Consider the following 13,635-nt stretch of genomic DNA (forward strand, 5'->3'; position numbering starts at 1 on the left):
ACCCAATAATTGGGCTATTGAATTTTTTTTCTATGTTTCTATGTGGTTAAATTTTATAGAACTATTTATTATTATTTAGTTGATTGATATTATCAAAAATAACCACTGACAAAACGGATTGTAACAGATTAGCACAGATTGATAGTATTAAAAACGGTTCTCAATACAAGTCACTTCGAGTAGCGAAGCATATCGAGAAGTTTTGCTCCATTCCATTTCGCAAAAAACACTCGAACTGAGGTTGTAGATAATTACACCCATCAGGTTATTATTATTATTATTATTTGGTTGATAGCAAAACAAAAAAAGCCCAAACCGTACTACACGGAATGGACTTTAATTTTGTTCAACTTCAAATCATTGCAATTCAAGTCAAACTAGTGTTTGCGCTTCTTAATTATACATTTGAGTAGCATTGATATTATAAAACTGACTGTTGCTCCAATCGCGGCCAACACCGCAGTTCTCAAAATATCATCCGAATTTAAATTCGGTACCAAACTCAAAAAGACACCGCCAGCGGTATTTATTTTAGTGGAAATATCAATATGCATTGATTTTACACTTTGCTATCGGCAGCCCTAATTCCTGTCGCAGGAGTAAGGACATCATCATTGCCCGTCGTTATCTGGCTTACTGCCGAAAGTACGCCGCCGACAACAGTTAAATAACCGGCAACGGAGCCCAAGACAACAGGCAACGCAATGGGTGCGGCCAGAATAGTTCCGCCCACTGCTACCAATGCCAATCCAATATTTCGAAGCACTTTGAAAAATTTTGGCGTTGGAGCTTTCGCTCTTTTTACTATATTCATAATTACAATTTTAAGACCTGCTCGCTGCAGGCTAGTTGAACAATTAAACACACGTCTTCCTCCCGGTCTAACCTTTTATAAATTGACTCTTTTAATTTATAAAAGGCGCTTCGTGACATCAAACCTAAACCTGCTCCCGAAATTTTCGTTACGGGAGCGATACAGCCCTTTAATTCTAAAAGAGCATTGTTTGCCGGATGAATCAGAATCCCTTTTCTGTTTTCCACATTCATCACTTCCAAATGCCACTTAAATTTGTCGCTGTACCGCTTTCTGATACAATATTTCCCTTCCGGAATGCAAGAAACTTTCTTCTCATTTTTCTTCCATGGCAATTCAATGGTGTTGCAAATAAATTTACCCTCGCATTCGAGTTTACCATTTGTTCCATCAGGGAAATAAGTTCTGGATAGTACTATAACCATTTTACAATCCGCTTACTAAAACCAAAGCCAATGGATTGTAAGCCCCATTTTTCAATGGATACATTCGGCCATTCACTTCTTGATAATACTCCACTCCAAGTGCCAAAAACAGGGGACTTACGCTGTTTGGATCTACGGCATTCAACTGCTGGATAACAGCCGTAGGCGTGTTGTCCCAAGGAATTATTGCCGTTTCTGAACTTGCCACAACAAAAGTTTCTGCTTCAAAATTAATAGCAGCACCAGCTGAAATAATTTTAAAATGGCTTGTTCCTCCTGGAGCTGCAATCATATTCGCTGGAACAAAGGATGCCAAATCAACCGAAATTTCACCGGTAACCCGATCAATTGTCCCAACAAAAGGAGCAAATAGACTGGTTCCCAATTTCCCACCAATATTGAACTCAAAGCCCGCAAGCAATTCCGCCTCACCATCAATTACGTTCCGCAATCCTCGCTCATTTACTAAATCTGCTTGGATTACTTTAATCATGGACTGGGTCAAACGGCTCACCATTCTGTTGTCGGCCGAATTTAAAAGTAACGTTCGAAAGGCGGTTCGCAATGTTTTCCCTGCCTTGCCTGCCCTGCCAAATTCAGCGCCATTCTCACGTGTTCGTTGAAACGCCGGATCACTTGCAATTCTACTGGCTTCAATTCCGCCTTTCTCCCGAGCCAAATGCCCGTCTTTGGTTTTGTAAAAAGTAATATCCCCGATAGTCCCTTTTAATTTAATAATCCCTTTCTGTCTTGCCATAATTTGTTAAAATTTAAATTTAAAATAATCCAACTACTCTCTCATTCCGAATATTCGTTGCAACTAAATCTTGAATGATTTTAAACAAAGTTTTCATTAATTAATCCACATTTCAAAAAGCCAGCGTCCATAACGGTACTAAAAGGTACATAATTACCTACTTTAGTCACTTATTAAACGATTGTTTTTCATACATTTACAAAAGTAAAACCCAATATTGTGGCAAATAAGAACAATAGGGGCAGCTAATACATTAAAACAAGAAGTGTGATTGCAAGTAACATCAGGGTATGTATTTATCCAAAAGATGTACAACGGATTACAGGTAAAACATACCGACAAGCAAGGTTGTATCTGAATAAGATCAAAACCAACTTGAATAAAGAACCACACCAACTAATTTCCATTGAGGAATTTTGTGTGTATTCAGGGCTTCAAATGGAACATGTGGTACGTTGTATAGTCGGATAAAGGTTTAAGGCAATTAAAAGAGTCTGCACCACTTCCGAAATCGAGCGATACGGGTTCAATAAGAAGTTCAGCAAGTTGTTCAAATAATAGTTCTCTCCCATAAATTCATCTTGATGCAATAACTTTTTAATACAACGAAACTATTTTGCTATTGCAGCATACAGAATAGCAAGTTATGCAGAAGGACTCCCTAACCAATTTATTTACCATTCATCATAAAAGAATAGAATAATGTATGTTATTATGAACAAAAAAGCTCAATTTGCACCCGGTAATAAACATTCATGAAATGAATACAAAAAACAAGAACTCAATTTTAGTCACCTGGTATCGCTCAGCAAAAATGGAATAGAAGTAATGGTTTATATGACTTTAATTGTATCGATGCTTATCTTAATTTATAAAAAAGCCAATAACCTTGATTACAAAACAGTTAAGAGAAGATTTGTAATGGAACTAAGAGAACTTATTACAGCAATAATGATACTATTTTTAGGAGGGGATCCTTCAAAAGTCTTTAAAACATAAGTGGCCGGAATTTCTTCCGACCACTCGTAGACTAGGGGGACATCTTTTTTATTTCTAATTTCTTTCTTTTTAAGAAATTCTTGAACCTCTTTTTTACTAACTTCCTTTACTCTTTTAAAGAAAATCAATTGTTGAAATATTAAAATATCTGCAATACAATATATGTTACGATCCCAAATGTAGAATTTTATTTGCCAGAATTTAGCACTTTTTCAATGTCATTATAAGTCGCAACTATATATTCAATATTCGGATTGTCATTATGATAGAGGAATGAAGTATATAAATTATAATTTATTCCTTCAGAATCAAAGGATATAATATTATCAATTTTAGTAACAAATTGATTAAATGAGCTATTTCTATACCACCTATCAAAAACAGTAAAGCGAATTTTTCCTTTCCCGTGGTCGTCTGAGCAAATATAAATTAGAGAATTATTCATATTAGAAAAAAAAGCACAAACTATATTTTCAATAGTTTTGGACACCAAGTTGTCGAATGGCTCTAATTCATCGCTAACCTTTTCGATTACAATTTGATAAACATTTTCAATTAATATATCGCTAGCTGAAATAGAATTTAGAGTTTCATCCACTAAAAAAGCAATCCTATATAAAATATTATTTTTGGTGATAAAACTATAAGTGCTTGTGAATTCGTCGAAGGTATAACTATAGAGGTTTGGCAAACTTAATTCCTTTTTGAGTTAATGCTTCAATAGGAGTATTACCTTTCAAGAATGAACGAACCATTGACTTATCTGAAACCATTTTGGCTACAGATTTCATTATTGTTTCTTTATTGATAACTTTCTTGTTCATTTTACAAAGATATTACAACATTCACAAAGTTAATTAACATCTCCATCACTTATTTTTATAATTAAATCATTCATTATAAGCACTCTCTATTACTTAAAAGCATGTTCTTCTAAAATTTCTTTATCAATAGTAACTTTCCATCCCTCAAATATAGAACGGGCAATAGTGTTTTTTTTGTAATGTAACAGTTGAAATATTCTGGTAATTAACCGCGTAGCACACGCTACGTTTTATATCCTAATGTAAATAGGCACTCGTCGCAGGCAAGCACCAGATTGTAGTTTCAAACTAGGACGAGAGGGATAAAAAAGAACGCAACGCTAACCTCCCTTAAAAAACGGGACTGTACTATTTTCTATTATTAACTAGTTGGATGTAATTCATTCTTGATTTTTTTTAACACATAGAAACATAGTTTTTTTTCGATTTTGAAAGTCGTTTCACTTTACACAAAGAAAACATAGCTATGTGAACCCAATAATTGGTCTATTCAACTCTTTTTTCTATGATTTTATGTGGTTAAATTTTATGTTTAGCGATTCAATGTCTTTTCTGTATAATTACTCCCAACTGGATATTATTATTTAGTCGATAGCAAAACAAAAAAGAGCCACTGATTATTCGGATTGTAACAGATTGTAACAGATTACCACAGATTAATATTATCAAAAATCCGCATTTATCCGTTGAATCTGTGTCTGTCATCCTGAGCTTGACGAAGGGTGTGTGCCATTTTCTGCTTGAGTCTGCTCAGTGGATAGTCCTATTTATTATCATTTAGGATATAGCAAAAAAAAAGCCCAAAGATTAAACTTTTGCGCACCTCTTTTCTTGTATTATTTTGGAAGTACAATTTCAGCTCTGAAGCCTTTATTGGTTTGAGAATCGAAAGTAAGCGTTCCATTTACGGCCTGAATACGGTTTTCGGCATTTTGAAGGCCATTTTTCAAAATTAGTTTTTCCGAGAAGCCTATTCCATTATCTGAATAGTCAATTTTTATCGTATGGTGTTCTGCATCGAAACCAATGACCACAAAACTGGCTTGGCTGTATTTTTTCATATTGATCATCAGTTCTTGCAAGACTCTTTGCAGCGCTATCTTTTTTTCGGTTTGCACTTTTGACCAGTCTATGGAATTTCCGTTTTTGATAATCACTTCGGTACTGTTGCTTTTGTAGCTACTTAACATTTGTTTTAAATTATGTTCAAAAGATGCTCCCGTTTCTATAGGGCTATTTTCTCTGGAGAAATTTCGTGTCCTGCCGTATATTTTGTCCAAATGGTCTAAAAGCGTTTCTTTTTTAATGGGATTTTGTAAATCTTGGGTTTCGGCAAAAGTCATCGCATAAAAAACATCATTGGCCAGTTCGTCATGGAGTTTTTTAGCAATTCTGGTTTCCGTATTATAACTCGCCTCGAAGCGTTCCCGTTTGGTTTTATTTTGGTAATAATTGACTAGCCCAACGACAGCGAAGAGCAACAAAATGAGTCCAAAAATGAGTAGGTACTTTTCGTTTTTTTGTGTTTCAAGTTGGAAGAGTGTTTCGGCTCTTTGTCCCTTGTATATTATATTTTCTAAAGTCGCTTTTCTGGAATCATACTTGATTTTAGCAAATTGATTTTTGGCATTGTTGCGCACTTTTTTAATACTGTCGTTTAGATTTATAAATAATGTGGCGTAACTATTTACTCCATTTTCTGGATTATGCGACATTAAAAAAGCCAAGGCTTCCAATCGTTCGTCTATGCTCTGATATTTTGTGGCTGCATTATACCCTTGCAGGGCATTCTCTTTAGATTTTTGATAGCTTCTATTTTTATAAAAATCAGCTAAATGCAAATAGCTTTCTATACTTCCATAGGAGTCTTTAATTTCGGTTCTGATTACTAAAGCCTGCTTCATTAATGCCAGTCCCTTTGGAATCTGATTGTCTTTGTAAAAAGCAAATCCCAGATTGTCATTAATTCTAGCTTTTTTATTCTGAAGCGTATCTAAAAAATGGGATTTCACATATGGTTCTAAAATTTTTATCGCTTTTCTATACTTTTTTTGCTCTATATAAACTGTGGCAATATTATTGAGAGCTGTAAATCTAGATACAGAATCGTTGGCTGTTTTTAAAATGGTGGAATAATAACGAACGGCATCATCGTAATTCATCAGCTCTGCTGCTGCAATACCAAATAAATTATTTGCAGCCATTTGATATTGTAAATCATTATTTATATAGGGTAAAGCCTCCGTCAATGTTTCTTCACTGCTGTAATAATCACCGGAAGTCTGCTGAATATGAGCCATTCCAATAAGATTATAGGCAATGTAAGAGCTGCTGCCCTCCTCTTTAAATAATTCTGTAGATTTATTATAATAGTAGAAAGCACTATCTAATTTATTTTCGCTAGTAAAGGAATCTCCTAATGCTGAGTATTTCTGGCCTTGGATTTTTTTTGCGCTTACTTGTTTTTTAGAAGTATCAATAGTTGTATCTAAACGTTTTTGACACGATACGATAGAAAGCAAAAACATTAAAATTAATAACGGGGAACGCAACATATAAATTTTCTTTGCCCGAAATTAGTATTTAATTGTAAACAATGACTTATAATTTTGAATTTTTTGATGGTGCATACTAATTTGAAAAATACATCTTCAAAGGCTACGATAGTACTGCATTGCTATTGGAAAAAGTAAAACAAACTCAAACACCAGCCGCAGTATCAGCTGTACCGAATGAATTATAGCTGACGTTAGTTTTCATAGGATTTCTATAACAAAAACGAAAAAAAACATCCTGATAAAGAAAATGCAGCACAAATACCTTAATTGCGTATCAAAATCCTCAATAAAACTTATCTCTGAACACTGAGACTGGACACTAACCCCTGATTACTGATAACTGATTACTGAAAACTGATTACTGAAAACTGAGACTGAACGCTGAGACTGATCACTAACCACTGATTACTGATTACTGAGACTGAGCATTGAACACTAATTACTGCACACTGAATACTGAACACTGATTACTGAACACTGAGACTGAGACTGATCACTAATTACTAATAACTTTTTTCTACCTTTGCATCATGTTTACACTTTTCAAATCAAAACCAGTACTCAAGGACCTCATTCCTGAGGGGCACATTGACATTCACTCGCATCTTTTACCGGGCATCGATGACGGCGCGAGAAATTTTGAAGATACTTTACGACTCACACAAGCGCTCCAAGGTTTTGGCGTTTCCCAGTTTATTACCACGCCACATATTATTCAATATGTTTGGGATAATACCCACGAGCAAATCCTATCTAAGAAAGCAACTACGGCTTTGGAATTAGAGAAAAACAATATTACTGTTCCTTTTAGCGCCGCCGCAGAATATTTGATGGATGATCAGTTTGTACAACTTTTTCAGTCACACGAATTATTGACGCTAAAAGATAATTATGTATTAGTTGAAATGTCTTATATCAATGCCCCAATCCAACTGTATTCTATATTATTTGACTTGCAGGTGGCGGGTTATATTCCTGTATTAGCCCACCCGGAACGCTACCTATTTTATCATAATAATTTCAATGAGTACGTAAAATTAAAAAGAGCTGGTTGTTTATTTCAGCTGAATCTATTGTCGGTAGTGGGTTATTATGGTGCCGAAATTACTAAAATATCCGAGCAACTTCTAGCAAAAGGAATGTACAATTATGTGGGTTCTGATGTGCATCATGACAAACATATTGCTTCATTTGATCAAAAAGTAAAACTAAAAGACTTGGTCCCATTAAAAGAAGCTATCGAGAACAATCAATTTTTTAAGGTTTAGTAGCTCATATGTTTTCCATTGCATTGGTTCGTAAGTTCCGATTGTTATTGGAATTAAAAATTGCGATTAGCTATTTTTGAAATCGTATTGCGAATAGTTGGTCAAAAAACTTCTCGATACATTTTTGGCTTATCATGCTGTTTTTCCACATGATAATTCTTCAAGCCAAAAACACTCGAAGAGACGAGCGTGAATTAGGAAAAACATCAGCATCGACGACATTTCTCAAGCCTCATTAAGTAAAGTCTGCACCGAGTTTCTATCGAAGCGTCGGTTCGAGTAATTGAAAAGCTAAAATCAGACGTCACGTAAAATGAAATTATGAAGCTTTTAAATCGTATCGAGAACAGTTGGTCAAAAAAACTTCTCGATACATTTTTGGCTTAGTGTAAGTTATTTTAAAAAGATAATTCTTCAAGCCAAAAACACTCGAAGAGACGACTGTGGTTTCAAAAAATAAGATAGGTGTCGAAAACATTACTCAAGCCTCATTAAGTAAAGTCTGCACCGAGTTTTTATCGAAGCGTCAGTTCGAGTGATTGAAAAGCTAAAAGTAGAAGTCAAGTGAAGTGAAATCATGACGCTTTTAAATCGTATCGAGAACAGTTGGTCAAAAAAACTTCTCGATACATTTTTGGCTTAGTGTAAGTTATTTTCAAAAATAATTTTTCAAGCCAAAAACACTCGAAGAGACCACTGTGGTTTCAAAAAATAAGATAGCTGTCGACAACATTTCTCATGCCTCATAAAGTAAAGTCTGCATCGAGTTTTTATCGAAGCGTCAGTTCGAGTGATTGAAAAGCTAAAAGTAGAAGTCAAGTGAAGTGAAATCATGAAGCTTTTAAATCGTATCGAGAACAGTTGGTCAAAAAAACTTCTCGATACATTTTTGGCTTATAATGCTGTTTTTCCACATGATAATTTTTCAAGCCAAAAACACTCGAAGAGACGGGCTTGAATTAGTAAAAAAATAGGTGTCGACGACATTACTCAAGCCTATTCAAGCGAAAACTATTCTAAGTTTTTTATAGAAGCGTCGGTTCGAGTAATTGAAAAGCTAAAATTAGACGTCACGTAAAATGAAATCATGAAGCTTTTAAATCGTATCGAGAACAGTTCGAGTGATTGAAAAGACCTTAATTAAATTTTTTCTTGGCGAGATTCACCAAAGCATCAAAATCTCCATTAATTAAAGCTTCTTTTTTAGCTCTTGACCATTTTTTAATTTGTTTTTCCGTTTCTATGGCCAGATTAATATCTGTAAATTCACAATAAAACACCAACTGCAATGGTCTTCTACTACAAGTATAACTGTCAGGATAAAATCCCGAATCATGTTTGAAAATCCTACTTGTCAAATTACTAGTAACCCCAGTATAATAACTAGTATCAGAACATTTTAAAATGTAAACAAAGGATTGCTTCATAGTATCCGCTTTAAAAACAATTAGGAAATCATTATCCATAACGCAAGTTCATCTGTTTAGAAAACTGTCGCGATTTAAAGTGAAGATAATACTTTAAAACCTTTACTGTAAAATTTGATCAATAGCGATTGCAAAAAAAAACTTCTCGATACATTTTTGGCTTAGTGTAAGTTATTTTCAAAAATAATTTTTCAAGCCAAAAACACTCGAAGAGACGACTGTGGTTTCAAAAAATAAGATAGCTGTCGACAACATTTCTCATGCCTCATAAAGTAAAGTCTGCATCGAGTTTTTATCGAAGCGTCAGTTCGAGTGATTGAAAAGCTAAAAGTAGAAGTCAAGTGAAGTGAAATCATGAAGCTTTTAAATCGTATCGAGAACAGTTGGTCGAAAAAACTTCTCGATACATTTTTGGCTTATAATGCTGTTTTTCCACATGATAATTTTTCAAGCCAAAAACACTCGATGAGACGACTGTGGTTTCAAAAAATAAAATAGGTGCCGACAACATTTCTCAAGCCTCATTAATTGAAGTCTGCACCGATTTTCTATCGAAGCGTCAGTTCGAGTGATTGAAAAGCTAAAAGTAGAAGTCAAGTGAAGTGAAATCATGAAGCTTTTAAATCGTATCGAGAACAGTTGGTCAAAAAACTTCTCGATACATTTTTGGCTTAGTGTAAGTTATTTTCAAAAGATAATTCTTCAAGCCAAAAACACTCGAACAGACGAGCGTGAATTAGGAAAAAAATAGATACCGACAACATTTCTCATGCCTCATTAAGTAAAGTCTGCACCGAGTTTTTATCGAAGCGTCGGTTCGATTGATTGAAAAGCTAAAAGTAGAAGTATAGTAAAGTGAAATCATGAAGCTTTTAAATCGTATCGAGAACAGTTGGTCAAAAAAACTTCTCGATACATTTTTGGCTTATGATGCTGTTTTTCCACATGATAATTCTTCAAGCCAAAAACACGCGAAGAGACGAACGTGAATTGGGAAAAACATCAGCATCGACGACAATACTCAAGCCTATTCAAGCGAAAACTACTCTAAGTTTTTTATAGAAGCGTCGGTTCGAGTGATTGAAAAGCTAAAATTAGACGTCACGTAAAATGAAATTATGAAGCTTTTAAATCGTATCGAGAACAGTTGGTCAAAAAAAACTTCTCGATACATTTTTGGCTTAGTGTAAGTTATTTTCAAAAGATAATTCTTCAAGCCAAAAACACTCGAACAGACGAGCGTGAATTAGGAAAAAAATAGATACCGACAACATTTCTCAAGCCTCATTAAGTAAAGTCTGCAACGAGTTTTTTATAGAAGCGTCAGTTCGAGTGATTGAAAAGCTAAAAGTAGAAGTCAAGTGAAGTGAAATCATGAAGCTTTTAAATCGTATCGAGAACAGTTGGTCAAAAAACTTCTCGATACATTTTTGGCTTAGTGTAAGTTATTTTCAAAAGATATTTCTTCAAGCCAAAAACACTCGAAGAGACGAGCGTGAATTAGGAAAAAAATAGATACCGACAACATTTCTCCTGCCTCATTAAGTAAAGTCTGCAACGAGTTTTTTATAGAAGCGTCAGTTCGAGTGATTGAAAAGCTAAAATTAGACGTCACGTAAAATGAAATTATGAAGCTTTTAAATCGTATCGAGAACAGTTGGTCAAAAAAAACTTCTCGATACATTTTTGGCTAATTGTAAGTTATTTTCAAAGAATAATTGTTCAAGCCAAAAACACTCGAAGAGACGACTGTGGTTTCAAAAAATAAGATAGGTGTCGACAACATTTCTCAAGCCTCATTAAGTAAAGTCTGCTCAAAGTTTTTTGTCGAAGCGTCAGTTCGAGTGATTGAAAAGCTAAAAGTAGAAGTCAAGTAGAATGAAATCATGAAGCTTTTAAATCGTATCGAGAACAGGTGGTCAAAAAAACTTCTCGATACATTTTTGGCTTATGATGCTGTTTTTCCATATTATAATTCTTCAAGCCAAAAACACTCGAAGAGACGAGCGTGAATTAGGAAAAACATCAGCATCGACGACATTACTCATGCCTCATTAGGTAAAGTCTGCACCTAGTTTTTATCGAAGCGTCAGTTCGAGTGATTGAAAAGCTAAAATTAGACGTCACGTAAAATGAAATTATGAAGCTTTTAAATCGTATCGAGAACAGTTGGTCAAAAAAAACTTCTCGAAACATTTTTGGCTTATTGTAAGTTATTTTCAAAAGATATTTCTTCAAGCCAAAAACACTCGAAGAGACGAGCGTGAATTAGGAAAAAAATAGATACCGACAACATTTCTCCTGCCTCATTAAGTAAAGCCTGCTCAAAGTTTTTTATAGAAGCGTCGGTTCGAGTGATTGAAAAGCTAAAAGTAGAGGTAAAGTAAAGTGAAATCATGAAGCTTTTAAATTGTATCGAGAACAGTTCGAGTGATTGAAAAGCTAAAAGTAGAAGTCAAGTGAAGTGAAATCATGAAGCTTTTAAATCGTATCGAGAACAGTTCGAGTGATCGTGAAGCTAAACTTAAACTTGCAGTAAAATCATAATAAACAAATTCCGAAAGCTTTCGCTGGTAAAAAGAATCGAGTGTTTTTTCACAAACCTTAAAACAATAAAAAGTCTGTAAAGAAAGAATTCTTTGCAGACTTTTTATCTAAACCCAATCTATATTCTTATTTATCCAATAATTGAAAAGTAGAATTCATACTTACAAATTCAGGGACGATTTTCTTCATTTGAAGTACGATATCGTCATTACCAAAAAAGTTAGCCTTATGAATCAGCTCTTCAATATCGAAATTTAAATTCTCAAATTCATCGTGAATTTCCTGTGCAATCATAATTTTCTCATGATAGGTAGGCAAGGTTTTGGAAGTATCATTCAGCAATTCTTCATATAATTTTTCCCCTGGACGCAAACCAACTATTTCAATCTTGATTTCCTTATCAGGTACAAATCCTGCCAACTTGATCATCTTATTGGCGAGATCTATAATTTTAACTGGTTTCCCCATGTCAAAAATATAAATTTCTCCTCCGTTACCCATAGCTCCTGCTTCCAAAACCAACTGGCAAGCTTCTGGTATAGTCATGAAATACCGAATTATGTCAGGATGCGTAATGGTAACCGGTCCGCCTTCGGCAATTTGTTTGGTAAATAAAGGCACCACTGATCCATTAGAACCCAAAACATTTCCGAAACGAGTGGTGATGAATTTTGTAGTCGTTTTATCTTCTGAATTCTGATTTTTAGACTGTAAAGATTGTACGTATTTTTCGGCTATCCTTTTACTGGCCCCCATCACATTACTGGGATTAACGGCTTTATCAGTAGAAACCATTACGAACTTTTTAACTTTATACAAACACGACAAATCAGCTATATTCTTGGTTCCCTCTATATTAGTAAGAATGGCCTGAGAAGGATTTTCCTCCATCAATGGTACATGTTTATACGCAGCAGCATGAAAAACAACTTGCGGCATATACGTTTTAAAAACCCGGTCCATCGCCTCTTTATTTCTAATATCAGCAACTACTGTTCTTATTTTTGCATTTGTGTTTATACTTTCTGTCTCTAATTTCAAGTGGTGCAACGGGGTTTCAGCCTGATCGACCAGAATAATTTTCTTTGGATTAAAAACCAGCACTTGTCTTACAATTTCACTTCCTATTGATCCTGCCGCACCTGTAATCAAAATAGTTTTATCTTTCAATTGCTTCGAAATTGACTTACTGTCGAGAACAATTGGTTTTCTTTCGAGAAGATCTTCAATTTGTATCGTTTTTACTTTTTGAGAAATCTCTTTCTGATTTTCCCAATTGGTAATTAAGGGAACATTATATACTTTGTAATTGAATTCCAGACATTGATCTATAATAATCAATTGTTCTTCTTTAGATAAACTTTTGTCAGCAATAATAACGCCTTCGGCACCTATCGAACGCATTAAAGTGGGTAATTTTTTCTTTTGAACCAAAATGGGTAAATCCAGCATCCTTTTGGAAGCATTTTGATTATTCCTGTCTACAAACCCAACAATTTTAAATCGGGTTGGTGTTTCAAACTTCAAAGCATTCGCTACTGATATCGCATTGGCATCCGTACCGTAAATGATAGTTCTTATCAGTTTTTCGGTTCCAATTTCTGAAAAATAAAGCTCGAACGTTTGTTTTATTATAACCCTATATACAAACAATCCGCAAAAAGAAAGCACTATATTTATAAAAAAAGCTGTGTTTAAAAATGCTTTTTGGCCATATAAAAACTCGTATGAAAAATTAAAAAAAAGAAAGATAACGAGCACCGCCATTTGCGAAAACAACAGCTTCACGGCATCAATATATGAAGAGTGCCTAATAATTCCTGAATAGGTCCTGAATAACCAAAAAAAGAAAATATTTACTATAAAAAAAGATAATACAAAGACAATACTATGCGGTGTGATAATATAATCTAGTCCTGTTCCTCTAAAAATTAGGATCGTAAAAAAAAACGACAATAGCAGAACAGAGAAATCTATCATCACAATTATCCACCGGGGTAAATAACCTAAATTACG

At 34.4% G+C, this 13,635-nt stretch carries 9 protein-coding genes; 1 reads left to right on the plus strand and 8 read right to left on the minus strand.

What is annotated here, in order from left to right; all coding sequences use genetic code 11:
- Positions 1-559: 559 nt before the first annotated feature.
- The 6 genes from IWX84_RS03375 to IWX84_RS03400 form a co-directional block, all read right to left on the minus strand.
- Positions 560-814: a hypothetical protein gene (locus IWX84_RS03375; protein WP_196849357.1), complete on the minus strand. Its 255-nt coding sequence runs from the start codon at positions 812-814 to the stop codon at positions 560-562.
- Positions 815-816: 2 nt separating this feature from the next.
- Positions 817-1,239 (minus strand): DUF5675 family protein, encoded by a 423-nt coding sequence (locus IWX84_RS03380; RefSeq protein WP_196849358.1) that lies wholly within the window; start codon positions 1,237-1,239, stop codon positions 817-819.
- 1 nt (position 1,240) lies between these two features.
- Entirely contained in the window at positions 1,241-1,996 is a 756-nt protein-coding gene (locus IWX84_RS03385; protein ID WP_196849359.1) for a hypothetical protein, read from the minus strand.
- 1,186 nt (positions 1,997-3,182) lie between these two features.
- Complete coding sequence (locus IWX84_RS03390) at positions 3,183-3,686, minus strand: DUF6169 family protein (protein WP_196849360.1); 504 nt, start codon at positions 3,684-3,686, stop codon at positions 3,183-3,185.
- Entirely contained in the window at positions 3,670-3,819 is a 150-nt protein-coding gene (locus IWX84_RS03395) for a hypothetical protein (protein WP_196849361.1), read from the minus strand. The genes IWX84_RS03390 and IWX84_RS03395 overlap by 17 nt, the downstream gene beginning before the upstream one ends.
- An 836-nt stretch (positions 3,820-4,655) precedes the next feature.
- Positions 4,656-6,347, minus strand: a complete 1,692-nt coding sequence (locus tag IWX84_RS03400; RefSeq protein ID WP_231385402.1) for a hypothetical protein — start codon at positions 6,345-6,347, stop codon at positions 4,656-4,658.
- Positions 6,348-6,907: 560 nt separating this feature from the next.
- On the opposite strand from IWX84_RS03400, the gene IWX84_RS03405 reads away from it, so the two are divergent.
- On the plus strand, positions 6,908-7,645 hold the full coding sequence (locus tag IWX84_RS03405; RefSeq protein WP_196849363.1) for a tyrosine-protein phosphatase: 738 nt from the start codon (positions 6,908-6,910) through the stop codon (positions 7,643-7,645).
- A 1,136-nt stretch (positions 7,646-8,781) separates the two neighbouring features.
- Here IWX84_RS03405 and IWX84_RS03410 read toward each other — a convergent pair.
- Both IWX84_RS03410 and IWX84_RS03415 read right to left on the minus strand, forming a co-directional pair.
- The gene (locus tag IWX84_RS03410; protein ID WP_196849364.1) at positions 8,782-9,072 is read right to left on the minus strand and encodes a GIY-YIG nuclease family protein; all 291 of its coding nucleotides are present in this window, start codon (positions 9,070-9,072) and stop codon (positions 8,782-8,784) included.
- Between the two features lie 2,673 nt (positions 9,073-11,745).
- Positions 11,746-13,602 (minus strand): polysaccharide biosynthesis protein, encoded by a 1,857-nt coding sequence (locus IWX84_RS03415; RefSeq protein ID WP_410505219.1) that lies wholly within the window; start codon positions 13,600-13,602, stop codon positions 11,746-11,748.
- Positions 13,603-13,635: the final 33 nt, after the last annotated feature.

Origin of the sequence: Flavobacterium sp. CG_9.10 (genome assembly GCF_015752245.1) — a bacterium.
In the GTDB taxonomy this organism is placed as follows: Bacteria; Bacteroidota; Bacteroidia; order Flavobacteriales; family Flavobacteriaceae; genus Flavobacterium.